The organism is Bacillus nitroreducens (genome assembly GCF_964021195.1).
The window spans coordinates 3,389,095-3,414,648 of sequence record NZ_CAXHYI020000003.1; the positions used below are offsets into that span (position 1 = coordinate 3,389,095).

A 25,554-nucleotide genomic window follows, 5' to 3' on the forward strand; every position below is an offset into this window, starting at 1 on the left:
TACATGTTCCACTGCCATGTCAATTATTCGTAATTCTAGTCATCACTGTTATAATTAATACTTAGATTATAAAAAGCCAAAACGATTGCGAAAGAAATTCGAACTTACAAAGGAGTGTTGACAATTGGTTACTGAAATATATTTAAACGATTACGAACTGAGAGTATCGGATTATTATGAAGAACGTAAAAACAATTTATTGATAGTAAAGGTTGAATTTAAAGTTACAAGTGAGGAGTACCATGACGTAGCAACACTATTATATAAAGGAACATTCAATTTAAAGGTACCAGAACGTAAGATTAATTGTATTGTTACGATTCAAGAATATTCAACCTCAATTACAAATCTATATGAAAAAGATCAAGTAGGGGACTTTCGTCTAACCCTTTGCGAGAGTTTGGAGTAGGTGGGGAAATGATACGACTAAGTATATTAGATCAAGCGCCTATTTCAGCTGGTCAATCCCCACAGGATGCATTACTACATTCATTGAAGCTCGCACAAGCAGGAGAACGTTTGGGTTATACGAGATATTGGATTGCTGAGCATCATGATTTACCGGGGCTTGCCTGCCCAGCACCTGAAGTAATGTTAGGTTATATTGGGGGACAGACGAACTCGATTCGAATCGGTTCAGGCGCTGTATTACTCCCACACTATAAAACATATAAAGTTGCTGAGGTATATAATTTGCTCTCCACTTTATTTCCAAATCGAATAGATATTGGGATCGGAAGGGCACCTGGGGGTTCTGCCGAAGCTACAAATGCTTTATCCGAAAACTTTTTACAACAGGTATGGAAGATGCCAGAGTTAATTGACATGCTGCTTCATTTTATTCATCGTGATTTTCCTATTGGCCATGAGTTCGCTACCTTGAAAGCAGCTCCAGTCCCAGCAATTCCGCCAACTCCATGGCTACTAGGGACTAGTCAAAAAAGTGCAAAGCTTGCTGCTGAAAAAGGGTTAGCCTACACGTTCGGACTTTTCATGAGTGACAAGGATGGGGAAGAAATCGTCCAAGAGTATCGGAATAATTATATACCGAGAAACGAGGGGGACAAGCCACAAGTAATGGTTACCGTTTCTGCGATCTGTGCCAAAACAAGTGAAGAAGCAGAAGAGATTGCGTTAAGTTCCTATGTATGGGGTAAACAACGCGAAAAGGGAGAAGGGACAGATGGGGTTCCGTCCATTTCGAAAGCAAAGAGTTATCTTGAAAAAGAGAATCTCCACGTAGGTTTTGAAAAAATGAAACAAAGAGTCATAGTTGGAAATCCAAAAGAAGTAAAGGATAAATTACAAGAGTTAAAACATAGATACCATGCAGACGAAATAATGATTGTAACCATCACGCACTCCCAAAAGGATCGACTAACATCTTATGAATTAATTGCTAAAGAGGTAGGGCTACCTATACTAAATGACTAAAAACCACGGAACATATGTCCCGTGGTTTTCATTTACACATCCACCGTTAAATCGGCCTTTTTCTTCGCTTTTAGGAATTTGGCAATATTGATGACGATTGTCTTGACAACTGCATAGGTTGGGACCGCTAAGACCATTCCCAACACTCCTGCTAGATTCCCTGCTGCTAATAACAGAATAATGATTGTTGCAGGGTGTGTGTCCAAGGATTTCCCTAGGATAAGTGGTGAAAGAACATTCCCTTCAATTTGCTGAGCTACTACAATCACTAATACCACTAATGCTGCTTTCATCGGTGAGTCAAACAGGGCTACAATAACAGCAGGAGCACCCCCGAGAAGTGGTCCAACATATGGAATAATATTTGTAACAGCAACGATCAATGCCATCACTAACGCAAACGGTAAATCAATAATTAAATAGCCAATAAAAGAGAGTGTTCCAACCGCTAAAGCAACGGTAACCTGTCCCTGTATATAAGCAGAAAGTGTGTCCCCAGTTTCTTTTAAAATGGTAAGAGCTTCATCCCGATAAGTCGTAGGGAAGAACCGTGTAATGGCTTGAGGAAATCGGTCGCCATCCTTAAACATATAAAATAAAAGGAATGGCACGGTTACAAGGATAATCGCAATATTGGTAACAACTCCAATAATTTGCGTAATGCCGCCAGTAATTCGATTTGGTAACGTATTTGCGAAGGCAATTAATTTCTCTTCAATTGTGTTTAGTAATTCCTGTTGTTCATCTTGAATCCATTTAAATTCAGAAGACTTGGAGAACTCCTCGAAAAAATCCATCGCTTGATTTGCGTAGCCTGGTAGCGCGTTTCCAAGTGCCGTAAATTGATTTGAAATAACAGGTACTAAATTCACACCTGCTACCACAAGTAATCCAAAGAAAACAATATATATAATGAGAATACCTAGACTCTTTGGTACTTTATGACGATGAAGGAATTTGACAACAGGATTTAATAGAAAATAAAGAAATCCAGTAATCAAAATTGGGAAAAAGATTGTTGAGAAAAACACGCCGATTGGTTGAAATAAAAAAGTAATTTTCGTTGAAACATAAACAATCGTTAAAATCAACAGAATTTGAATAAGCCAATATTGTAATTTCGTTTTTGACAATGCATGTACCTTCTTTTCTATTAATATACAAGAAGTATAACAATTCTTAATAAAGAAAACAATTCCTTCCTAATAAGGAATTGTCAGGCTGTCGAGAAAGTCTCGACAGCCTTTATGTTCGCCCAGCATGGGCGAACTCTAACGGGTGAAAGTCCCGAGTGCGACCTTGTAGCGGTAAGCACATAGCCAAAAGCAAGGGTGTTCATGGCGACGTGGAATCTGAAGGAAGCTCGAGGCAAACCTCCGGTCTGACGAACAGAAACCATATAGGAGGCAACGTATGAGGATAAGACTGCATAAGAAGTTAAAGTCCAATAGCTACATTAGTTTCATACGTTGTAAATATGGCAGATAGATGGAGGGAAAGAGTTCGTACCTTAACTGGGGAGGTCTCACTAGGCTATACCAAAATCTTATAGAGATATAAGACTGGATAGTGAGAAGTCAGCAGAAGCCGTAGTAGTGAAGATGTCTAATGAAAGTTAGAAGGAGCGAAGGGCTGAACAATTTTATCGTTATAGAAATCTCGATTGGAAGAGGAAATAGACCACTGGCACATAAGCGACAAAGTGGATACCGCCTTCACGAGACAGAAAGGAAATAACAAGCATGTACGAGGAAAAACTACTGGATAGAATTCTAAACAGGGATAATCTTAACCTGGCATTCAAGCAGGTGAAAAAGAATAAAGGTGCAGCTGGTGTAGATGGAATGACCGTAGAGGAATTAGGGGCATATATGGCATTAAATAAGGATGAAATCATCTCACAAATTCGCCAAAGAAAGTATCAACCCTCTCCCGTATTAAGAGTGGAGATTCCTAAGCCAAACGGCGGAGTTAGGCTCTTGGGAATACCAACGGTCAAAGACAGAGTCATCCAACAAGCAATTGCACAAGTACTTACACCCATATTTGATAGGCAATTTAGTGAATATAGTTATGGATTCAGACCACGTCGGTATGCAGAGATGGCTATAGTACAAGCTTTAGAATTTCTAAACGAGGGTCACGATTGGATTGTAGATATTGACCTAGAACGTTTCTTCGACACGGTCAACCATGATAGACTAATGAACCTTGTATCAAAAACAGTAGACGATGGTGATGTCATCTCACTAATTCGTAAGTTCTTAGTGAGTGGAGTACAAATCAACGAAGACTATAAAGAAACAGTCATAGGAACTCCGCAAGGAGGAAACTTATCACCCTTACTCAGCAATATCATGCTTAACGAGTTGGATATGGAACTTGAAAGAAGAGGTCTCCGTTTTGTTAGATATGCTGACGACTGCATTATTATGGTCAAAAGCGAGATGTCTGCGAGACGAGTGATGAGGTCAGTTACGAGGTTCATAGAAGAAAAACTAGGCTTGATTGTTAATGCCAGTAAAACGAAAGTGACAAGACCAAATGACCCCTCCATGAAATTTCTAGGATTCGGTTTCTTTAAAGATTATCAAATGGATTTGTACAAAGCAAAACCACATCAAAAGTCAGTAGAAAACTTCAAGTTTAGGTTGAAACAACTAACACGGAGAAACTGGGGTGTTGATACGAAGTATCAGGTTGAAAGAATCAATCAACTAACACGAGGCTGGGTGAACTAATTTAAAATTGGCTATATGAAAACATTGTTAGGTGATATAGATTCACACATTAGAGTACGATTAAGAACTTGCATTTGGAAGAAATGGAAAACAGCCAAAAATCGCAGGAAAAATTTAATCAAACTTGGAATGAACAAACATAATGCATACCAATATAGCCATACAAGTAAAGGAGCAGTCCGCATTGCCTATTCGTGGGTGCTTACTACAACTATAACAAATAAAAGATTAGCCCAGTTTGGGCTAATCTCGTGTAGAGAACACTACATGAAAGTACATGCTTAGTATAAAATTGAACCGCCGTATACGGATCCGTACGTACGGTGGTGTGAGAGGTCGGAGGTTAATCACCTCCTCCTACTCGATTCTTTTGATACACTTTAATAATTCACCGCGTTAATATGTTATAATATATTTAATAAATTAGGGTTGGTGATATTGTGTTAAATACTAGGGAAAATACACAAAATGAAATTGAATTTGTATCAATTGACGAGCTTGTTCCAGATAACCATCTGTTACGAAAAATAGATAAATACATAGATTTTTCTTTTATAATTGAGAGAGTAAAACCTTACTACTCTGAAGATAATGGTCGACCTTCGATCGACCCTCTTGTTCTTTTTAAAATGATGTTTATTGGATATTTTTATGGTATCCGTTCCGAAAGACAGCTTGAACAAGAGATAAAACTTAATGTCGCATATCGTTGGTTTTTAGGTCTCAGATTTAAAGATCCTGTACCACATCATTCCACAATAAGCTGGAATCGTCATAAGCGTTTTAAAGGATGAAATTGTTCTTCTTGCAATGAATCACAAAATGGTTGGCGGAAGAGTCTTATTTACGGACTCCACTCATCTCAAAGCTAATGCGAATAAACATAAATTTACAAGGGAAGAAGTTGAAGTAGAAACTCGTGAATATTTAAATGAGTTAAATAAGGCAATTGAAGAAGATCGTGCTGAACACGGAAAAAAGCCTTTAAAGGAAAAGGAGGAGGTGAAAGAAACAAAAGAGATTAGAGTAAGTACCACAGATCCAGAAAGTGGGTTTATGTCGCGAGACAATAAGCAAGAGATGTTCTGTTATTTAGACCATCGGACAACAGATTTGAAGTTTAACATTATAACTGATGCATTCGTAACTCCAGGTAATGTCCATGATTCAATACCATATCTTAGCCGTTTAGATCGTCAAATCTTACGATTTAACTTTAATGTGGAAGCTGTTGCTCTTGACTCTGGATACTTAACTAATCCGATTTGCAAAGGATTATCAGATCGTAAGATCTTTGGAGTTATTGCCCATAGAAGGTATCAACCAACAAAAGGACTCTTTCCAAAATGGAAGTTTAAATATAATAAAGAAAATGACATTTATGTTTGTCCAAATAGCGAGGAACTAACATATCGTTCAACTACAAGAGAAGGTTACCGAGAGTACAAGTCAGATCCCAAGAAATGTTCAACCTGCCCTCTTCTTGAACAATGCACTAGATCCCGGAATAAGCAAAAAGTTGTTACTCGTCATGTTTGGGAAGATCATAAAGATAAGGTGAGGCTAAATCGCCTCTCTCTGGAAGGGAAAATTCTTTATAAGTTTAGAAAAGAAACCGTAGAGCGAAGCTTCGCAGACTCAAAAGAGCTGCATGGGCTTCGCTACTGTAGGTTACGGGGAATTAAAAATGCTAGTGAGCAGGTATTACTTACAGCAGCCTGCCAGAACATGAAAAAGATTGCCAACCACCTAGCCAAGCAAGGCTAGATGGTTGGGAGTGATATTTTCAAGATTTTTGATAAAGAATAATGTCAACTTACAACTACAAAAACCACCGAAAACAAAAAGTGTAGAGAAAAAATACCCCTTTCTCTACACTCTGACAATTCCTTCCTAATAAGGAATTGTTTTCATGAGTGATACGTTTGTTTAAAAATACCTTCGGTGAAATCTATTGGATTACCGTCATAAATAATGACCCCATCTTTTAATGCAATGATTCTAGTAGCGAATTTTTTAGCTAATTCAACATCATGCAAGTTCATAACAGATAGGAGGTTATGGCGTTCATGTAGTTCCTTGATTAAAGTGAAAATATGAATAGCAGTACCTGGATCTAAGCTTGCAACTGGTTCATCACCTAAAAACACACGTGGTTTTTGAACTAATGCTCGAGCGATCCCAACTCGTTGTTTTTGACCTCCACTTAGATGCTCGATCCGTCGATTTTCATATTCTAAAAGACCGACAACTTCCAACACATGTTTTGCTTCGTTCATTTCTTCCTTCGAAAAGATTCCAAATAAATTTTTCACCGAACTCCGATAGCCGAACATGCCAGTTAATACATTTTGCAAGACCGTTAAGCGTGGAATTAAGTTAAAATGCTGAAAAATCATTCCGATTTCTCTACGAATGAGTCGCTGTTGTTCTTTATTTTTCTTCGTCAAAGGATCACGATCCCAAAACACTTCACCTGATGTGGGTTTTTGAAGACCATTCATACACCTAATAAGCGTTGATTTCCCAGCGCCACTTTTACCTAACACACAGACAAATTCCCCTTCACCAAAGCTTAGATTTATTGAGTGAATTGCAGGTTTCTTTGCATTTTGATAATAGACGGTTACATCTTTTAATTCAATCATTTGTTTCAAACTCCAATCAAATCCGAGTATATATGTATGTACATCTGTTATTAAATGACTTTATTCCGAATAAAGCTTCCGAACGAATCAACGAGGATGACAAGTAACATGATTAATAAAACATCTAACGACACGGATGAATACTGAAAGCTCTTAAAATCATTAAAAAGACGTTGACCAATCCCACCGCCACCAATAAAACCAAGTATGAGTGAGGTCCTGATTGCAACCTCAAATCGATAGAAATATTGAGACAAAACATTTGGCCATATTTGAGGAAGAATGCTAAATAATGCTGCTAGCCAGCTTTTTGAACCAACTGCTCTCATGGCTTCATGTGGACCAGGGTCAGTCGATTCTATCAGTTCAGAGATTAACTTTCCAAGTACCCCGATATTGTGAAACATTATGGCTAATACAGCAGGGAAGGGACCAAGACCTAATGCCGTTAAGAGTATTAATCCAAACACAATTTCTGGAATAGAACGAATAAAACTCATAAAGATTCTAACCAAATTGTAAACAATTCCTGATGGTGAAGTATTTTTTGCTGAAAGAAAACTGATTGGTAATGCAATCATTAACCCAAAAACACTTCCTAGAAATGCCATTGCTAGGGTCTCAGCGGTATCCAGAAGCATCTTTGGCAATACGGAAAAATCCATTGGAAACCAATGTGAAAGAAAATCAATCATATTTCGAAAATCACGAAATTTTGAAAGATCAAATTCCGTTAATTTCATACTAATAATGATTGCAACTAATAGTAGAACTACAGTAAAAAAGGTATTTCGGTTAAACCACATGTGAATCAGCTCTATTCATTGATAATTCCTTGTTTGATTGCAGCTTGCTTGATACTGTCATAGTCCTCATCTGATGCTTCTGTAAAACCACTTGCACCAAATGCCGCTAATATTTCTTCGTCATTAATAGCTAAAAAGGCATCCTTAAGCTTTTGAATTGTTTCTTCGTCTGTATTCTTGTGTACAGCCCACGGATACTGAAATAATTTTTCTGATTGCCAAATGATTTTTAATAACGAACCGTCTATTTTCTCAGTTTCAACTAGCTGATTATAGATAGCACTATCGATGGCACCAGCACCAACTTGTTTATTTTGAACGGCCAAGGCAGTCGCATCATGTGACCCAGTAAATCGAACAGATTTAAACTGATGTTCATTTTCAGACTGATAAACTTCTCGATCCTGTAATTCAATCGAAGGAATCAGAGAACCTGAAGTTGAATTAATATCACCAAAAGCAAATTCAATTTCCTTTGCATTTTCTACTAAATCTTCAATAGACTGTAACGGACTATCTTTATGAGTAATGATATACGAATGATAAAAAGGCTCTCCGTCAATTAATTGCGTAATGATCGCTTTTGCGCCGCTTTTTTCGTGGGCAACAACATATGTTAATGGTCCAAAATAGGCCATATCAATTTTGTCATAATTCATCGCTTCAACTACACCGTTATAGTCTGGATATACATCAACAGAAACATCACGGTTAAGTGCTTCTGCTAAAATCGTTTGCAGTTTATCCATGGCCGTCTCCATTTCGCCAACTGTTTGGACGGGGATCACTCCAATTGTGAAAGTTTCTTTATTATTTTCACTATCACCGAAGTTACAGGCAGTGAGTAATAGTGTAAAAACAAGTAGATAAACATAAATGGTTTTCATTTTCAAAATAGACACACCTCATTTATAATTTCATAGATGTTATTATTTCCAATCAACTTGAAAAGGACTCTAACTAAGAGAGTCCTTTAGATCACTTTAATATAACCAGGATTTTCACTGGTTGCCTCACCGATCATGTGAGCTTCAACATTCTTATCACGTAATTCTTCAACTAATTTTTTTGCATCTGTTTCTGGAACAGATATGAGAAGTCCTCCAGAGGTAATCGCATCACACAATATGAGTTGATCCAATTCGTCTACGTTTGCACTATACTCTACACGTTCTGCTAACCATGCATGGTTTTTCTTCGTTCCTCCTGGAACTACTTTTTGCTCAGCAAGTTCTTTGGTTCTCGGTAAGATTGGTACATTTTCATATTGAATGGTGATTCCAACTTGACTTCCTTCAGCCATTTCCATTGCATGTCCTAGAAGACCGAAACCAGTTACATCTGTACAAGCATTTACATGGTAACGATCCATGACTTCAGCCGCATTTTTATTTAAGGCTGCCATGACGTCAGTCACTTTTTTAATATTTTCTTGATCCAACAATTCCCTTTTAATTGCTGTTGTTAAAATCCCAACTCCAATTGGTTTGGTTATAATAAGTCGGTCACCAGGCTTTGCGCCATGATTAGTACGAATTTTACGAGGATGAACAGTACCAGTTACGGACAATCCGAATTTTGGTTCCTTATCATCAATTGAGTGACCACCAACTAATGAAGCACCTGATTCTTTTACTTTTTCAGCAGCTCCAGCAAGAATGTCTGCTAAGATACTTTTATCTAGCGTATGAATAGGAAAGGCGACGATGTTCATAACCGTAATCGGTTTTCCTCCCATTGCATAGACATCGCTTAAAGCATTAGCCGCGGCAATCTGTCCAAACATGAATGGATCATCCACAATGGGGGTAAAGAAGTCCAGTGTTTGTACAAGCGCAAGATCATCATTGATTTTATACACACCTGCATCATCAGGAGTATCAAGTCCAACTAATAAATTGGGATTTGGTGTTGCTTTGGGTAAATGACGCAGAACCTGCGTCAGGTCCTCAGGACCGATTTTGCATCCTCAGCCAGCTTTTGTTGAAAGGGAGGTCAATTTAATGATTTCTTCCTTTTTAGACATCGACTTCAATCCTTTCACATTATATTTACATTTCAATAGTAGAAGATTAATTATGGCGGGACTGTGTGGGAATCGAACCCACCGAAGACGACACGCGCCTCCCTCAGGGTTTTGAAGACCCAGGGGGACACCAGCACCCCAGCCAGCCCCAAACTATCTTTCATTATATACAGGAACCTCTTTTTTAGGCAAATGATAATTATCATGCTTGAATTCATCTCGAGCCAACTAGTAAAGTAGAGTTAATGAGAATGGAACTTTATAAGAGAGGAGGAAAAGCATGGCTGATGTATTTTATACAATTGGTATGGCTGGACATATTGACCATGGTAAAACAACACTAACAAAAGCGTTAACTGGGATTGACACCGACCGCTTAAAGGAAGAAAAGGAACGCAAAATATCAATCGAACCTGGTTTTGCACCACTTGTACTAGACAATGATATTCAAGTATCGATTGTGGATGTACCTGGTCACGAGCGTTTCATTAGGCAAATGATTGCGGGTGTTGCTGGGATTGATCTTGTCTTACTAGTCATTGCTGGAGACGAAGGGGTCATGCCACAAACAAAAGAACACCTTCAGATCTTAAGATTTTTGGGTATCACCAATTGTATGGTCGTCGTTTCGAAAATAGAAAAGGTAGAAGACGATTTGCTCGAACTCGCTTTTGAAGAAATCAAAGAATTACTTAAGGAAATCGGTTATACAAAAGCCCCCATTCTTTTCGTTGATAGTCTAACTGGTAAAGGGATTCCTGAGCTAAAACACGCTATTCAGATAGAGTTAAATGACTTAGCTCAAAAGAATCGTAACGGTTCATTTCGATTACCAATCGATCAAGTATTTACAGTCCAAGGGCATGGTACGGTTATTAGAGGAACCATTTTTGAAGGCAGTGTGACAAAAGAGCAATTACTCACTCTATTACCATCAGGTAAAAAAGTGAGGATTCGACAAATCCAAGTACATAACCAAGTAACAGAGAAAGCACAGGCAGGCCAACGCACAGCACTTAATATAACGGGAGTTTCAAAAGAGGAAATAAAACGGGGTGACGTACTTGTTGATTCAGAAAACTACCAGGTTACAAATACAATTGATGTTTCATTACAGCTAGTCACAAAACTAGCAATGCCCCTTAAACAACGTTCACCAGTTAAGCTACATGTAGGTACGAAAGAGTCTTATGGTAAAATTGTCTTTTTTGATCGAAATGTCTTAGATGGATCAGAAAATGAAATCCTTTGTCAGATTCGGCTAGATGAAGAGATTGTTGTACGACGTGGCGATCGCTTTATCTTGCGAAGACCCACCCCAGTTGAAACGATTGGTGGTGGTTGGATTATTCAGCCGTTAGGAGGAAAATACCGATTTGGTGTAGAAACTATTACTATGCTCAGAATGCAAATGGAGAGTTCACCTTCAGAGGTTATAGATAATCTACTCCATAGATATACGTTATTATCCAAGCTTGAGCTGATCCGATTATCTTCGTTACCAGAGGGAACAGTTGCTGAGATTTTATCGACAGGCAAATACTTAAAAATATTTAATAGTGGCTATTGTACTACACGAACTGTTTCAGCGTTAAAGGAAGATGTCCTTCATACATTAATGGTTTATCACAAAGACTTTCCATTACGAATAGGTATGAGTAAAGCAGAACTTATTCAAGCACTTCATCAAGATAAAAATATACTGGATTTTTGTCTTGATGAACTAATTAAAAATCAAGAAATTAAGAAAGAAGATCAATATCTATCATTATCAAATTTTCAACCAAACCTTGCAAGTGGTCACATGAAAAAGATTGTTTCTTCCTTACTACATGACGGAGTACAACCTAAAAAATGGACTGAATATATAAAAGAGGCAGCTCTTACGAATCGTGATTCTAATGAGCTAAAAACATATCTAATAAAAACAAAACAAGCATTTTTACTAAATGATGAGACGTTAATACACAAACACGCATTTGAATATACTGTAAATAGATTAAGAGCAAATACAAAAGAACAGTTTAGCCTCTCTGAAGCAAAAGACATTCTTAACTTATCACGAAAATATCTCATTCCTTTCTTGGAGTTGTTAGATCTTCTAAATTTAACAAAACGGCAAGAAGGGAATAGGGTATGGATAAAGAAAAACAAACATTAGGAGGTTTTTCGACATGTACAAAGTATCCATTGAATTTTGCATGCAATGAAACTATGCACCAAAAGCCGCAGGTCTTGCGGAAATACTACTCTCACATTTCAGGCAAAAAATTACGAACTTCGAACTCATTCCTGCCTCAGGAGGGGTATTTGAAGTAGTTGTAAACGGAGAAAAGGTCTTCTCCAAAAAAGAGATAGGAAGATTCCCAACACCAGAAGAAATTATGACAGCAATGGAGCAAATTTAGGTGCCCTTTTTGGGCATCTTTTTTTGCCACTTATACCTACATTCTCCAGAGGGAACACTAATAAAAATATAAACTCAAATAGGTGAATAATATGAAAATCCTATGTATTGATGGGGGCGGAATTCGCGGAGTATATGCTGTTGCCATTTTACAAGAGATCGAAAAAGAATTTAACCAACCCATTTCAGATATGTTTGACATGGTTGCAGGGACTAGCACTGGGGCCATTGTTGCTGCTTCTACGGTTATGAAATTAGACATGAGAGATGTACAGGATAGTTATATTAAATACGGAAAAAAAATTTTCACGAAACAATCAACATTTGGACTTCGAAAGAGCGTCTACAGTGATCGATACTTGCGTCACTATATTCAGGAAGCTTTTGGTGAGATATTGCTATCTGATATAGGTAAACCATTACTTATCCCAAGTGTTGATATTACTCACGGTAACCCGTTTGTCCATCGATCGAATTATGGAAACGACGAACAAAGTGATCAATCGATAAAACTATGGGATGCCGTTTTATCATCATGTTCTGCACCTGTCTTTTTCCCGCCTAATAACATTAATAACCGCTATTTAGCTATTGATGGGGGACTGTGGGCAAATAATCCGTCTCTCGTATGTATTACGGAGGCACAACACCATTTTAAAAAAGAACTAGCAGATATTCAAATTATGTCGATCGGAACAGGATTACAAAAAATTGATTTTTCAATCGAAACTAAAAATGAATGGGGGGTAAATACATGGCTTCCTTTTCATCTTCCTTCTATGAGAATGACACCAAAGTTATTGGACTTAGCTCTACATCTATCATCAGAATCTGTAACGTATCATTGTCAACATCTTCTAGGCGATAATTATTTTCGTATTAATGAAGATCTTGGCCAAGAGATTCCTTTTGATGCACCTGAATACGTCGATTTACTTATTAAACTTGGTGAACAATCCTTTCAAAAACAGAAAGAGGAGATCATAACTTTTTTGAATGATAATTGATATACATATTTGACAGAGAAATTAAAATATGGTATTAAAAAATTGGGCATTAGCACTCCGAGTCCGCGAGTGCTAATATGATCAAAAGAATACCTATCGATTTATTGGAAAGGAGATTTAGCATGGCAAAAAAACAATTTAAAGCAGAATCTAAAAGATTATTAGAAATGATGATCAACTCTATTTACACACAAAGGGAAGTCTTTTTACGAGAATTGATCTCAAATTCAAGTGATGCAATTGATAAAATCTATTATAAGGCATTAACGGATGACCGTTATCAATTTGATAAAGATAGCTACTACATAAAAATCAAAGCAGATAAGGAAAACCGAACTCTTACCATTTCTGATACTGGGATTGGGATGACAAAGGAAGAGCTTGAAACAAACCTTGGAACAATCGCAAAAAGCGGTTCGTTAGCTTTTAAAAAGGAAAACGAAATAAAAGATGGACATGATATCATTGGTCAATTCGGTGTTGGGTTTTATGCTGCTTTCATGGTTGCTGATGTAGTGACGGTCATCAGTAAAGCGTTAGGTAGTGAGGAAGCGTTTAAATGGGAATCAACGGGTACAGATGGATACACGATTGAAACGGTTGAAAAGGATACGGTTGGTACTGATATCATTTTAAAAATAAAAGAAAATACAGAAGACGATTCTTTTGATGAGTTTTTGGAAGAGTATCGCTTAAAGTCAATCATTAAAAAGTACTCAGATTTCATCCGCTATCCAATTAAGATGGATGTCACTACAAGCAAACTTAAAGAAGGAAGCGAATCTGAATACGAGCAAGTTACAGAAGAACAAGTTATCAATAGTATGGTTCCAATTTGGAGAAAGAACAAAAATGAGTTAACCGATGAAGACTATGAAAAATTTTACAACGAAAAGCATTACGGTTTTGACAAACCATTAAAACATATTCATATCAGTGTGGATGGTACAATCCGTTATAATGCGATTTTGTATATTCCAGAAAATATTCCGTTTGATTATTACACAAAGGAATATGAAAAAGGTTTGGAGTTATACTCTAATGGCGTTTTAATTATGAATAAATGTGCTGATTTACTTCCAGACCATTTTAGTTTTGTAAAGGGATTAGTCGATTCCGAAGATTTATCACTGAATATTTCAAGAGAGATGCTTCAACAGGACCGTCAATTAAAATTAATTGCAAAAAATATTAACAGAAAAATCAAAAGCGAATTGCAAAGCATGCTAAAAAATGATCGTGAAAAATACGAAACGTTTTATAATAGCTTTGGTCGACAATTAAAATTTGGTGTCTACAGTGATTTTGGTAGTCATAAAGAAACTCTACAAGACTTGTTACTTTTCTATTCGTCCAAAGAGAAAAAGCTTGTTACACTTGATGAATATGTATCAAGAATGCCAGAAGATCAAAAGTATATTTATTACGCAACAGGCGAATCTGTTGAACGCATCGACAAACTCCCACAAACAGAACTAGTAGCTGATAAAGGCTTTGAAATTCTTTATTTCACTGAAGATATTGACGAATTTGCTATTAAAATGCTCCAAAAATATAAAGAAAAAGAATTTAAATCCGTATCAAGTAGTGATTTAGGCTTTGAACCAAGCGATACTGACCAACCGACTGAAGAAGAACAGAACGAAAATAAAGAACTCCTTGAATATATGAAAAATGCACTGGCAGGGAAAGTAACTGATGTGAGAATATCTAAGCGTCTAAAAACTCATCCAGTTTGCTTATCATCTGAGGGCGAGATCTCGATTGAAATGGAAAAAGTCCTAAATGCAATGCCAGACAATCAAAACATCAAAGCTGATAAAGTATTAGAAATTAACGTTCATCACGAAGTCTTCCAATCTTTAAAAAATGCATTTGAAAATGATAAAACGAAAGTAGATTTATACACGCATTTATTGTATAACCAAGCACTTCTTATCGAAGGTCTACCAATTCAAGACCCAGTAGAGTTTTCAAATGATATTTGTAAGGTTATGGTGTAAATCTATTCAAAAAGGCAACAGTCAAATTAAGTTAGACTGTTGCCTTTTATTATTGACTATTCACTTAGTAAGATTTTCATTTCACGTAAGGCTCCACAGGCTGCATCTAATTTTTCAACGGAATCTGCTTCAATCGTATGTAAATGTACACCATTCGTTAACAATGAGAGCAGGGAGGCGTTTGTTTCGGATATTTTCTCTACAAAACGTTTAACTTCGAATCGATTCTTTATCATTAATGATCCCGTAATTTCTCCATATACAGGGTGTTCAACAATGACATCACGAACTGTCACACCATTATCAACAAGAAGATTGAGTTCATCCATCGTTTCCTCAGGTGTGTGTTTACAGGCAATAATGCGCGAGAAATTTTCCTGCAATGGCTGCTCCTCCAAATAGATGTAACCTTGACTCGTCGCAACAATTGGTTCGTTTTTTGCTTTCAATAAAGAAATGTCTTGAACAATTACTTGGCGACTGACATTTGCTCGTTTTGATAGTTCCTCGCCAATAATGGGTGTTGGACTTTCTTTTAGCCATTTTATGATTGTTTCTCTTCGTTTTTCCCCTAGTAGCTTTCGATCTCCGCTCATGATTTTCACTCCATTTAAAAATAACTCTTTCTAAATGTATCGACTATCTTGGAAATTGGTTCATATACACTACTCATTTTAACAATAAGTATTTAACTACACAATTTCTATGAATCACGAAAAACAGCTTGATTCAACTGAATCAAGCTGTTTAGTAGGAAGAAGTGATTAAACTTTCATGACTCCACCTGTGCTTGCATTTGTCACTAGCTTCGAATAGCGAGCAAGGTAGCCTTTTTTCACCTTTGATTCAAAACCTTTCCATTCTGCCTTACGTCTTTCCATTTCTTCATCCGAAATTTCTAATTTAATCGTACGGTTGTTTAAATCAAGTTCAATGTAGTCGCCATCTTGAACAAATGCGATTGGACCACCTTCAGCAGCTTCTGGAGAGATATGTCCGATTGAAATACCTCTTGATGCTCCTGAGAAACGTCCATCCGTAATTAAACCAACTTTCGCACCTAGACCTCTACCAACAATTTGGGATGTTGGTGCTAACATTTCTGGCATTCCAGGGCCACCTTTAGGGCCTTCATAACGAATCACGACGACATCGCCTTCTTTTACCTTACCAACTATAATTGCTGATAATGCATCCTCTTGAGAATCAAAGCAAATAGCAGGACCTCTGTGGTAACCGCCAACCGCTGGATCAACTGCACCAACCTTAACGACAGCACCCTCAGGAGCTAGGTTACCAAATAAAATAGCTAATCCACCAGTTTCAGAATGTGGATTGTCAAGTGGACGAATCACTTCATGATTAGTAATTTCACAGCCTTCTACATTTTCTCTCAATGTTTTACCTGTAACTGTTATACGGTCACCATCAATTGCACCTGGCTTTTTAAGTAGTTCATTAATAATTGCACTAACGCCACCAGCTTCATGGACATCTTCAATGTGATGGTCAGAAGCAGGAGCAATTTTTGCTAGATGTGGAACACGTGCTGCAATTTCATTAATACGTTCTAATGAATATTCGATCTCAGCTTCATTTGCTATTGCTAGAGTGTGAAGGACAGTATTTGTAGAACCGCCCATTGCCATATCTAACGCAAATGCATTATCAATTGCTTCAACTGTCACGATATCACGTGGTTTTATATCTTTTTCAATTAAATTCATTAATTGTTTCGCTGATTTTTTAACAAATTCTTTTCTTTCTTCTGAAACAGCAAGAATTGTACCATTGCCAGGAAGAGCTAGTCCAAGTCCTTCTGCTAAACAGTTCATAGAATTAGCAGTAAACATACCAGAACAAGAACCACATGATGGACAGGCAAACTGTTCAATTTCTGTTAATCTTGCTTCGTCAATCTTACCTGACTGATAAGCGCCTACTCCTTCGAATACTGAATTTAGGTTAAGTGGGTTACCAGCAGCATCGCGACCAGCTTTCATTGGACCACCACTAACAAAGATAGTAGGGATATTTAGACGCATCGCAGCCATCATCATACCTGGAGTGATTTTGTCACAGTTTGGAATACAGACCATTCCATCAAACCAGTGAGCAGATACAACTGTTTCTATTGAATCAGCAATAATTTCACGGCTTGGTAGAGAATATCTCATTCCAATATGTCCCATCGCAATTCCATCATCAACACCAATTGTGTTCATTTCGAATGGAACGCCGCCAGCTTCACGAATGGCATCTTTCACGATTTTTCCAAACTCTTGTAAATGAATATGTCCTGGAACAATATCAATATATGAGTTTACTACTGCAATAAATGGTTTGTTAAAATCTTCTTCTTTTACTCCTGCTGCACGAAGCAAGCTTCTATGAGGAGCACGATCAATTCCTGATTTAATCATATTACTACGTAATTCAGACATCTAATTTTACCTCCAATTTAAAATTTACTTTCATTCAATTAAAGTAGAACACTTTTGTAGAATAAAGTAAAATCAAAAAATTTAAATTATTACTCATTGTAACACTATTTTTTAGATAATCAATTATAAAATTTCATAGTTTTTGAGATATTTCAAAAAATAAAAGTTTAATAATTTTATAGAATCTATGAATTTCAATAGTTGACGAATTGATGTAAACAGTATATTCTTCTATATATAAATAGTTAGTTTAGGAAACAAATTAATTATTTGCATCACCATAATCTTTTAAATAGATGTTATAATCCATTAAAAGATACACAAAATAACTTTATGATTTGTTTTCTATTTCTATTACATAACTGAGAAAGGTATGATTTTTATGACTAAGCAACAAATTGGTGTAGTTGGATTGGCTGTAATGGGTAAAAACCTAGCGTTAAACATAGAGAGCAGAGGATACTCTGTAGCTGTATTTAACCGTTCATATGAAAAAACAGAAGATTTCCTTAATAATGAAGCAGCTGGCAAAAACTTTGTTGGTGCAAAAACAATTGAGGAATTCGTTAATTCATTAGAAAAGCCACGTAAGATTTTATTAATGGTTAAAGCTGGAGCAGCAACTGATGCAACAATCGAATCTTTAAAACCATATCTTGAAGAAAATGATATTCTAATTGATGGTGGAAACACATTCTTCCAAGACACTATCCGTCGTAACAAAGAATTAGAATCTACTGGAATTCACTTCATTGGAACTGGGGTTTCTGGTGGTGAAGAGGGAGCATTAACTGGTCCTTCTATTATGCCAGGTGGTCAAAGAGAAGCTTATGAGCTAGTTGAACCAATTCTAAAAGCAATCTCTGCGAAAGTACAAGGTGACCCATGTTGTACATATATTGGACCAAACGGTGCAGGGCACTATGTGAAAATGGTACACAACGGTATCGAGTACGGAGATATGCAATTAATCTGTGAAGCTTACTTCATCTTAAAGAATGTGCTTGGATTAAGTACAGACGAACTTCATGAAGTATTTGCTGAATGGAACAAAGGTGAACTAGACAGCTACTTAATTGAAATCACTGCAGATATCTTCACTAAAAAAGATGAAGAAACAGGTAAACCTCTTGTTGATCTAATTCTTGATACTGCAGGTCAAAAAGGTACTGGTAAATGGACTAGCCAAAATGCTCTTGATTTAGGTGTTCCACTACCAATCATTACTGAATCTGTATTCTCTCGTTTCATCTCAGCTATGAAAGATGAGCGTGTAAAAGCAAGCAAAGTTCTTTCTGGACCATCTGTACAACCATTTGATGGAGATAAACAAGAACTTATTGAATCTGTACGTAAAGCACTTTACTTAAGTAAAATTATTTCTTATGCACAAGGTTTCGCTCAAATGCGTGCAGCATCTGACGAGTATGACTGGAATTTAAACTACGGCGAAATCGCAATGATTTTCCGCGGTGGTTGTATCATCCGTGCGCAATTCCTACAAAAAATCAAAGATGCATATGATCGTGATGCGCAATTACCAAACCTATTATTAGACCCTTACTTCAAAGAAATTGCAGAAGGTTACCAAGCTTCATTACGTAAAGTAATCTCACTTGCAGTTGAAAACGGAATTCCTGTTCCAAGTTTCGCAAGTGCAGTTGCATACTATGACAGCTACCGCACTGAAACTTTACCTGCAAACCTTCTTCAAGCACAACGTGACTATTTCGGTGCTCACACTTACCAACGTGTGGACAAAGAAGGTACATTCCATACGAACTGGATGGAATAAAATGAAACTTCATGAAGTAGGAGAGGTCTTCTCCCACTTCATGTTAGTTGGGTCACAAAGACGCTGTCACAGAACGTGACGAATTTAGTCCTTGTATTTCTTGTCTAGCTTTTACTGACAATTGATTTTCCCCTGAAGTATAGAAGCGGAGATCTTACTGCCAGTGAATGCGAGAAAAAACATTGTTGGGGTTTCAACATTGAAACCCCGGCTTTTGTTTTGTAAAAACCCCATCTCTAGATGTAAGGGATTACATATTTAAGCCTCCAAATGTTTTGTTGTTTAATAGGAATATAAGAGACATTGTATTCTGAACATACGTAAACTATTTTTATAAATCTAATGTTCATAAGGAGGGAGTCTTTTATGGGTATTCTCCAAGAGTTATTAAAGGATATTCCTGTTCCAAAAATGGTGAAAGTGAAACAAAACTTTGATGATTCAAAAATCGAAAATCTTGTAGAAGAATTAACAAATAAACTTCAACGAGATGAAGTAAAACAAACGATCAAACCAGGCATGGAAATTGCCATTGCAGTTGGAAGTCGTGGAATTGACGCGCTGGTTGATATCACTAAAACAACTGTTCAGTTCATCAAAGACCAAGGTGCAACACCATTCATCGTACCTAGTATGGGTAGCCATGGTGGCGCAACTGGTGAAGGACAACGAGAAGTGTTAAAACATCTCGGTGTGACAGAAGAAAGTGCTGGATGTGAAATTCGATCATCAATGGAAGTCATAAAACTTGGTGAATTACCAAATGGCTTACCAGTTTATATAGATAAGTATGCATCAGAAGCAGATGGCATTGTTGTCATCAACCGAGTAAAACCACATACAGCTTTCCGTGGTTCAGTGGAAAGTGGAATCCAAAAAATGATCAGCATTGGTCTCGGCAAGCAAAAAGGCGCAGAGGCATGCCATCAATTAGGGTTTAAATACATGGCTGAGAATGTTCCAGCAATGGCTCAAATGATTATGGAAAAAACACCATTCCTATTTGGTGTTGCTACAGTTGAAAATGCTTTTGATCGTGTTGCAAGACTTGAAGTTATGCTTCCAGACGAAGTTGTCGAAAAAGAACCTGAGCTTCAAGCCCAAGCTAAAAAATTACTACCAAAATTATTCTTTGACCAAATTGATGTTCTTATCATTGATCAAATTGGTAAAAACATAAGTGGGGACGGTATGGATCCTAATATTACGGGACGGTACCCAACTCCGTATGCACACGGTGGCCCTGATGTGAACAAAATGGTTGTCCTAGACCTTACTCCAGAAACAGAAGGAAATGCAAATGGTGTAGGAACAGCTGATTTCACAACTCAACGTCTAGTTGATAAAATGGACCGTGAATTCACCTATGCAAATGGGTTAACTTCTACAGTTGTTGCACCAACAAAAATTGCAACTACACTACCCAATGATAAAGAAGCTATTCAAGCGGCTATTAAGACATGTAATATCTTAGACTTTACAAAAGTTAAAATGGTCCGTATAAAAGATACATTACATGTGAGTGAAATCGAGGTATCTGAAGCCCTTCTAGAATACATTCAGAAACATCCAAATATGGAGCAGGCATCTGAACCTTATGAATTCAATTTTGACGAAAACGGAAACTTACTTTAAAACTTGAAACGGGGGTAAGATCCCGTTTCAAGTTAATAGTTCTAACTACATAAAGAAATGGGGAATTGACATGACTAATTTATTCGACTTAACTGGAAAAACAGCAGTAGCAATCGGTGGAAATAGTGTACTAGGTTCTTCTATTTGTAAAGGTTTTGCAGAACAAGGCGCAAAAGTAGCCATTGTTGGACGTAATCTTGAAAAAACGGAAGCAGTTGTAAAAGAAATCGAGGCAGAGGGCGGAATTGCAAAAGCATTCACAGCAGACGTACTTGACCGTGAATCACTTGAAAAGGCTGCAAGCGAAATTGAAGCTTGGTCAGGTGGAATTGATATTCTTCTTAACGCACCTGGTATGAATAGCCCAACTCCATTCTTCGAACTTGATATGGATGAGTATGACAAAATCATGGATGTAAACCTAAAAGGTTATGTCATTGCAACACAAATTTTCGCTAAGAAAATGATCGACAAAGAACGCAAAGGAAGTATTATTAATATTTCTTCTGTGTCTTCTACAACACCACTTTCTAAAGTATTTACGTATTCAGTTTCAAAAGCTGGTGTTAACAGCATGACTCAATTTTTGGCTAGAGAATTTGCACCACACGGCATTCGTGTAAATGCAATCATTCCAGGATTCTTCCCAGCTGAACAAAATCGTAAAATCTTAAGTGAAGAGCGTGTTGCATCTATCATGGGTCACACTCCAATGAATCGTTTCGGAAACCCTGATGAGCTTAAAGGAGCTGCAATCTACCTTGCAAGTGAAAAAGCATCTAGCTTTGTAACTGGAACATTCCTTCGCGTTGACGGTGGATTCGGAGCTATGACTATCTAATCTATTCCACTCTTTCCGGGCAGTCAGATTCCCACTTTACAATTCTAAGGAACTAGAAGATAAGTGGGAACCCAACTGCCCGTATATGTCTGATTAAGTGTACTACCCAAGAATGGGTAACTAAAAAAGTAGGGACACTTTCACCTTCTTTTATTTTTTTAAAACAATATAAATATAAAAGTACTAATTTACAACTGGGAGCAAAGGGGAGAAGGCAAATGATCGATGAAAAGTATCAAAAGCTTGTGTCAATTCTCCGAGAGATGGAATCTGTTGTCGTTGCATTTTCTGGTGGTGTTGATAGTACCTTTTTACTTAAGGTAGCTGTTGATACACTAGGGAAAGAGAATGTACTTGCAGTAACAGCTGATTCAGAAACCTATCCCTCAACTGAGTTAAAAGAAGCTCAAGTTCTTGCAAAACATATAGGTGCCAATCATCGTGTGATAGAAACATCAGAGCTTGCTATTCCAGGATATACTGAGAATGATCGGAATCGTTGCTACTTCTGTAAGAGCAGTCTGTTTGATCATCTCCTTCCTGTTATGGAACGAGAAGGTTTACACAATGTAGTGTACGGAGTTATTGCAGATGATATGAATGAATTCCGTCCTGGTATGAAAGCAGCCAAAGAAAAAGGCATACGTGGTCCATTACAAGAAGCAAATCTTTTTAAAGATGAAATCAGGGAATTATCCCGTGAGCTTGATTTGCCAACTTGGAACAAACCTTCCTTTGCATGTCTATCTTCACGGATTGCTTACGGTGAAAAAATCACAATTGAAAAATTAACTAAAGTTGAAAAGGCAGAAAGCTTTCTAAAATCATTAGATATTCGTCAGGTCCGCGTTCGTACACATCAGGAAATTGCACGGATTGAGGTTGAACCAGATGATATGAAAATCGTTTTGGAGAACCATGAAACTATTTCAAAAGAATTAAACTCAATTGGCTATAAATATATCACACTAGATTTAGTCGGTTACAAGAGTGGAAGTATGAATAAAGTACTTTCTTAAAGATTATTACGAGCTCCAGGCGCCATCGGTTCTTGCAGTCTAAGTCAACCGCTTTTATGAAGGTATTGTACCATCTATCAGCACTTGTCTTATTCAGTGTAACCTAAGCTAGCGCGCCTTGCGCTTTTCTAATGAGAATGCTTTGGAATCTTTCCAAAGCTTTTTCTTTGGAAAGAATAATATGGTAACATTAAGTCACAAACTAACAAAGATTCAAACGAAATACGAGTTCAAAAGGTTATGAAAAAGACCCACGACGACAAAAATCGTTACGTCCCACGCATGAAAGTTAAACCAATGTGGCTTTGAATAAAATGTTAGGAATAGAGAAGCCAGTCACCACGGTTCCTCAGGATGTAATGGAATCTAATGGAAATATCTCTTTCGTTGTGTCATTTTCAACCATTTTTGAACATCATATAGAACGTGTAAAGGAAGATGTAGGTATGTCACATGAGTACGTTATTGGTCTCGATCTTGGGACAACCAGTGCAAAAGCAGTAGTTTTTACTTTAGATGGTAAAGTAGTTGCAGAAGCAGAGGATCTAGTGACCTCATATTACCCTAAACAAGGTTGGGTCGAGCAAGATCCTGATGAAATTGAACGTTCTGCTGTAAAGGCTATAAATATGGCCATCAAGCAAGCGAATGTTAACAAGGAAGAGATTATTAGCTTAGGTATTTCCGCTGCCATGCATTCCATTATTTGTATGAGAGAGGATGGAGAAGCTCTTTCTCAAGCTATTATTTGGGCAGATGGACGAAGTACTAAACAAGCAACTGAACTTATGGAAACAAACGGTCTTGAAATCTATTCAAGAACTGGTATGCCGATTCATCCGATGTCACCGTTAGCAAAGCTGATTTGGATGAAGGAAGTCGATTATATTCCATATACTCAATCAAACTATTTCTTATCCATTAAAGAATATTTACTATTAAAATGGTTTGGCGAGCGCGTGATTGATTACTCGATGGCATCTGCAACTGGAATGTTTAATGGGAAGACATTTCAATGGGATGCAGCAGTTCTCGATAAAGCTGGTATTACAGAAGACATGCTTTCGACGATTGTGCCACCAACTTATCAATTAACAAGCATCAATCCAACAATTGCTGAAGAAATGGGGATCTCAAGTGAAATGCCATTTATCATCGGTGCTGCCGATGGTCAATTTGCCAATTTAGGTATAGGTGCTATTTCACCTGGAGAAGTTGCGGTAACTGTTGGTACAAGTGGAGCTATTCGTCAGTTTACAAAAGGCTTCCAATCAAATAAAGACCATGAAACTTTCTGTTATGCATTCTCGGAAGAATATTTTATTGTAGGTGGTCCAACAAATAATGGTGGAATTGCCCTACAATGGTTAAAAGAAACTCTTAACTATCAGAAAGACTTTAATCATTTTACCGCAGAAGCTTCAAAGGTTGAACCTGGTGCAGACGGTTTATTTTTCCACCCATATATAAATGGAGAAAGAGCTCCTTTATGGAATCAAAATGCACGAGGAAATTTCTTTGGAATGTCTGTTACACATAAAACAGAACATTTTGTTCGCGCTGTATTAGAAGGAATTACATTTAATTTATACCAAATCGGCAAGGCACTAGAGAAACAAGCTGGAGAAACGAATAAGCTTTATGTAAACGGTGGTCTAGCACGCTCATCCTTATGGCTTCAAATGCTTGCTGATGTGTTTGGGAAAGAAGTATATGTACCAGAAACACATCATAGTGCTGCATGGGGCGCAGCATGGACAGCGTTGGTTGGTATAGGTAAAGTTAATTCCTTTGAAGAAATTAAACATAATATTCCAATGGGCGAACCAGTTGTTCCAAATATGGAAACTCATGAAAAATATAAAACCATTTTTGAAAAATATGTTGCGATTGAAAAAGATATTGTAAAACATTTCTAAGTAATCTTGGCGTCAGTGACTACTGACGCTTCAAGAACCATCGATTTTATATCGATTAAGGTGTGTGAAATATGGTAGAAGAAATATTAGAGCAAGTAAAGCAAGGAACGTTAAGTATCGAGAGTGCTAAGCAACAACTTGCTACTTATGAAAATTTAGGGTTTGCTAAAATTGACCACCATCGAAAAAACAGACAGGGCTTTCCTGAAATTGTGTTTGGTGAGGGAAAGACAAAGGAACAGATTCTTTCAATTGTCAATGTAATTAAAGGTCGCGGAGATCGTGTCCTTGTAACCCGAATTAATCAGGAAAAAGCGGAATTTATCTTACAATCAAACCCTGAATTTATATACAATGAAACAGCACAAATTCTTTATTGGAAAGACCATACACAGGTACATAACGAAAGTAATCACTTTATTGCCATCATTTGTGCTGGAACCTCTGATTTAAGAGTCGCTGAAGAAGCTGCCATCACAGCAGAAGTGTTGGGTAGTAATATTCGTCGTTTTTATGATGTTGGGGTAGCTGGAATCCATCGCCTACTTGATAATATTGAAGAAATTCAACAGGCGAATGTATCCGTTGTTGTTGCAGGTATGGAGGGCGCACTACCAAGTGTCGTTGGTGGTTTAGTTTCTCATCCCATCATTGCCGTTCCTACAAGTATTGGGTATGGGGCAAACTTTAACGGACTGTCAGCTCTCTTAACCATGCTTAATTCTTGTGCATCTGGAATTAGTGTGGTGAATATTGATAATGGTTTCGGCGGAGCATACAATGCGGTCTTGATTGACCAACTTGCTCGTAAAGGAGAACAAAAATAATT

General features: G+C 37.3%; 21 protein-coding genes, 1 tRNA gene and 1 pseudogene. 15 read left to right on the forward strand and 8 right to left on the reverse strand.

Features of this window, described 5'->3' with window-relative positions:
• Positions 1-124 precede the first annotated feature (124 nt).
• The gene (locus ACWPVE_RS20465; RefSeq protein WP_453996616.1) at positions 125-409 is read left to right on the forward strand and encodes a DUF3219 family protein; all 285 of its coding nucleotides are present in this window, start codon (positions 125-127) and stop codon (positions 407-409) included.
• Positions 410-420: 11 nt separating this feature from the next.
• Positions 421-1,434 (forward strand): LLM class flavin-dependent oxidoreductase, encoded by a 1,014-nt coding sequence (locus ACWPVE_RS20470; RefSeq protein ID WP_453997662.1) that lies wholly within the window; start codon positions 421-423, stop codon positions 1,432-1,434.
• A 32-nt stretch (positions 1,435-1,466) separates the two neighbouring features.
• On the opposite strand, the gene ACWPVE_RS20475 is transcribed toward ACWPVE_RS20470, so the two are convergent.
• The gene (locus tag ACWPVE_RS20475) at positions 1,467-2,567 is read right to left on the reverse strand and encodes an AI-2E family transporter (RefSeq protein WP_453996618.1); all 1,101 of its coding nucleotides are present in this window, start codon (positions 2,565-2,567) and stop codon (positions 1,467-1,469) included.
• Between the two features lie 609 nt (positions 2,568-3,176).
• Here ACWPVE_RS20475 and ltrA point away from each other — a divergent pair.
• The 3 genes and pseudogenes from ltrA (at position 3,177) to ACWPVE_RS20490 (ending at position 5,942) form a co-directional block, all read left to right on the forward strand.
• Positions 3,177-4,175, forward strand: a complete 999-nt coding sequence (ltrA, locus tag ACWPVE_RS20480; protein ID WP_453996620.1) for a group II intron reverse transcriptase/maturase — start codon at positions 3,177-3,179, stop codon at positions 4,173-4,175.
• Positions 4,176-4,181: 6 nt separating this feature from the next.
• On the forward strand, positions 4,182-4,460 hold the full coding sequence (locus ACWPVE_RS20485; protein WP_453997664.1) for a group II intron maturase-specific domain-containing protein: 279 nt from the start codon (positions 4,182-4,184) through the stop codon (positions 4,458-4,460).
• 155 nt (positions 4,461-4,615) lie between these two features.
• A pseudogene (locus ACWPVE_RS20490) lies at positions 4,616-5,942 on the forward strand (IS1182 family transposase).
• 143 nt (positions 5,943-6,085) lie between these two features.
• Here the strand turns inward: ACWPVE_RS20490 and phnC are convergent.
• The 5 genes from phnC to ACWPVE_RS20515 all read right to left on the reverse strand — a co-directional run bounded on the left by phnC (position 6,086) and on the right by ACWPVE_RS20515 (position 9,805).
• Positions 6,086-6,823, reverse strand: a complete 738-nt coding sequence (gene phnC / locus ACWPVE_RS20495; protein ID WP_453996622.1) for a phosphonate ABC transporter ATP-binding protein — start codon at positions 6,821-6,823, stop codon at positions 6,086-6,088.
• A 50-nt stretch (positions 6,824-6,873) separates the two neighbouring features.
• Entirely contained in the window at positions 6,874-7,629 is a 756-nt protein-coding gene (gene phnE, locus ACWPVE_RS20500; RefSeq protein WP_453996624.1) for a phosphonate ABC transporter, permease protein PhnE, read from the reverse strand.
• An 11-nt stretch (positions 7,630-7,640) separates the two neighbouring features.
• Complete coding sequence (gene phnD, locus ACWPVE_RS20505; protein ID WP_453997666.1) at positions 7,641-8,516, reverse strand: phosphate/phosphite/phosphonate ABC transporter substrate-binding protein; 876 nt, start codon at positions 8,514-8,516, stop codon at positions 7,641-7,643.
• A gap of 86 nt (positions 8,517-8,602) precedes the next feature.
• Positions 8,603-9,655 (reverse strand): selenide, water dikinase SelD, encoded by a 1,053-nt coding sequence (gene selD / locus ACWPVE_RS20510; RefSeq protein ID WP_453996626.1) that lies wholly within the window; start codon positions 9,653-9,655, stop codon positions 8,603-8,605.
• A gap of 53 nt (positions 9,656-9,708) precedes the next feature.
• Positions 9,709-9,805: transfer RNA gene (locus ACWPVE_RS20515), tRNA-Sec, on the reverse strand.
• Positions 9,806-9,935: 130 nt separating this feature from the next.
• Here ACWPVE_RS20515 and selB point away from each other — a divergent pair.
• The 4 genes from selB (at position 9,936) to htpG (ending at position 15,072) form a co-directional block, all read left to right on the forward strand.
• The gene (gene selB, locus ACWPVE_RS20520) at positions 9,936-11,816 is read left to right on the forward strand and encodes a selenocysteine-specific translation elongation factor (protein ID WP_453996628.1); all 1,881 of its coding nucleotides are present in this window, start codon (positions 9,936-9,938) and stop codon (positions 11,814-11,816) included.
• Positions 11,817-11,829: 13 nt separating this feature from the next.
• A complete protein-coding gene (locus tag ACWPVE_RS20525) occupies positions 11,830-12,063 on the forward strand; it encodes a SelT/SelW/SelH family (seleno)protein (protein WP_453996630.1) in 234 nt (77 codons plus the stop codon).
• A gap of 91 nt (positions 12,064-12,154) precedes the next feature.
• Positions 12,155-13,069, forward strand: coding sequence for a CBASS cGAMP-activated phospholipase (locus ACWPVE_RS20530; RefSeq protein ID WP_453996632.1), 915 nt, complete (start codon positions 12,155-12,157; stop codon positions 13,067-13,069).
• Positions 13,070-13,191: 122 nt separating this feature from the next.
• Positions 13,192-15,072 carry a molecular chaperone HtpG gene (htpG, locus tag ACWPVE_RS20535; protein WP_453996634.1) on the forward strand — a complete coding sequence of 627 codons (1,881 nt, stop codon included), beginning with the start codon at positions 13,192-13,194 and terminating at the stop codon, positions 15,070-15,072.
• 56 nt (positions 15,073-15,128) lie between these two features.
• Here the strand turns inward: htpG and ACWPVE_RS20540 are convergent, their stop codons facing one another.
• A complete protein-coding gene (locus tag ACWPVE_RS20540; protein ID WP_453996636.1) occupies positions 15,129-15,668 on the reverse strand; it encodes a 3H domain-containing protein in 540 nt (179 codons plus the stop codon).
• Between the two features lie 168 nt (positions 15,669-15,836).
• A complete protein-coding gene (gene ilvD / locus ACWPVE_RS20545) occupies positions 15,837-17,516 on the reverse strand; it encodes a dihydroxy-acid dehydratase (protein WP_453996637.1) in 1,680 nt (559 codons plus the stop codon).
• Positions 17,517-17,898: 382 nt separating this feature from the next.
• Between ilvD and gndA the strand changes: the two genes are divergently transcribed.
• The 6 genes from gndA to larB all read left to right on the forward strand — a co-directional run bounded on the left by gndA (position 17,899) and on the right by larB (position 25,552).
• Positions 17,899-19,311, forward strand: coding sequence for an NADP-dependent phosphogluconate dehydrogenase (gndA, locus tag ACWPVE_RS20550; RefSeq protein ID WP_453996639.1), 1,413 nt, complete (start codon positions 17,899-17,901; stop codon positions 19,309-19,311).
• A gap of 366 nt (positions 19,312-19,677) precedes the next feature.
• Positions 19,678-20,946 carry a lactate racemase domain-containing protein gene (locus ACWPVE_RS20555; protein WP_453996641.1) on the forward strand — a complete coding sequence of 423 codons (1,269 nt, stop codon included), beginning with the start codon at positions 19,678-19,680 and terminating at the stop codon, positions 20,944-20,946.
• A 70-nt stretch (positions 20,947-21,016) separates the two neighbouring features.
• The gene (locus tag ACWPVE_RS20560) at positions 21,017-21,787 is read left to right on the forward strand and encodes an SDR family oxidoreductase (RefSeq protein ID WP_453996642.1); all 771 of its coding nucleotides are present in this window, start codon (positions 21,017-21,019) and stop codon (positions 21,785-21,787) included.
• Between the two features lie 218 nt (positions 21,788-22,005).
• Positions 22,006-22,806 carry an ATP-dependent sacrificial sulfur transferase LarE gene (gene larE, locus ACWPVE_RS20565; RefSeq protein ID WP_453996643.1) on the forward strand — a complete coding sequence of 267 codons (801 nt, stop codon included), beginning with the start codon at positions 22,006-22,008 and terminating at the stop codon, positions 22,804-22,806.
• A 446-nt stretch (positions 22,807-23,252) separates the two neighbouring features.
• On the forward strand, positions 23,253-24,725 hold the full coding sequence (locus ACWPVE_RS20570; protein ID WP_453997668.1) for a gluconokinase: 1,473 nt from the start codon (positions 23,253-23,255) through the stop codon (positions 24,723-24,725).
• Between the two features lie 71 nt (positions 24,726-24,796).
• Positions 24,797-25,552, forward strand: coding sequence for a nickel pincer cofactor biosynthesis protein LarB (larB, locus tag ACWPVE_RS20575; protein WP_453996644.1), 756 nt, complete (start codon positions 24,797-24,799; stop codon positions 25,550-25,552).
• Positions 25,553-25,554 lie beyond the last annotated feature (2 nt).

Excerpts from the sequence above, each read along its gene's own strand:
- htpG (WP_453996634.1), top strand. The coding sequence starts at position 13,192 with ATGGCAAAAAAACAATTTAAAGCAGAATCTAAAAGATTATTAGAAATG.
- ACWPVE_RS20540 (WP_453996636.1), bottom strand. The coding sequence starts at position 15,668 with ATGAGCGGAGATCGAAAGCTACTAGGGGAAAAACGAAGAGAAACAATC.
- ACWPVE_RS20570 (WP_453997668.1), top strand. The coding sequence starts at position 23,253 with ATGTCACATGAGTACGTTATTGGTCTCGATCTTGGGACAACCAGTGCA.
- selB (WP_453996628.1), top strand. The coding sequence starts at position 9,936 with ATGGCTGATGTATTTTATACAATTGGTATGGCTGGACATATTGACCAT.
- phnD (WP_453997666.1), bottom strand. The coding sequence starts at position 8,516 with ATGAAAACCATTTATGTTTATCTACTTGTTTTTACACTATTACTCACT.
- ACWPVE_RS20560 (WP_453996642.1), top strand. The coding sequence starts at position 21,017 with ATGACTAATTTATTCGACTTAACTGGAAAAACAGCAGTAGCAATCGGT.
- larE (WP_453996643.1), top strand. The coding sequence starts at position 22,006 with ATGATCGATGAAAAGTATCAAAAGCTTGTGTCAATTCTCCGAGAGATG.
- ltrA (WP_453996620.1), top strand. The coding sequence starts at position 3,177 with ATGTACGAGGAAAAACTACTGGATAGAATTCTAAACAGGGATAATCTT.
- larB (WP_453996644.1), top strand. The coding sequence starts at position 24,797 with ATGGTAGAAGAAATATTAGAGCAAGTAAAGCAAGGAACGTTAAGTATC.
- ACWPVE_RS20530 (WP_453996632.1), top strand. The coding sequence starts at position 12,155 with ATGAAAATCCTATGTATTGATGGGGGCGGAATTCGCGGAGTATATGCT.
- phnC (WP_453996622.1), bottom strand. The coding sequence starts at position 6,823 with ATGATTGAATTAAAAGATGTAACCGTCTATTATCAAAATGCAAAGAAA.
- ACWPVE_RS20555 (WP_453996641.1), top strand. The coding sequence starts at position 19,678 with ATGGGTATTCTCCAAGAGTTATTAAAGGATATTCCTGTTCCAAAAATG.
- phnE (WP_453996624.1), bottom strand. The coding sequence starts at position 7,629 with ATGTGGTTTAACCGAAATACCTTTTTTACTGTAGTTCTACTATTAGTT.
- gndA (WP_453996639.1), top strand. The coding sequence starts at position 17,899 with ATGACTAAGCAACAAATTGGTGTAGTTGGATTGGCTGTAATGGGTAAA.
- ilvD (WP_453996637.1), bottom strand. The coding sequence starts at position 17,516 with ATGTCTGAATTACGTAGTAATATGATTAAATCAGGAATTGATCGTGCT.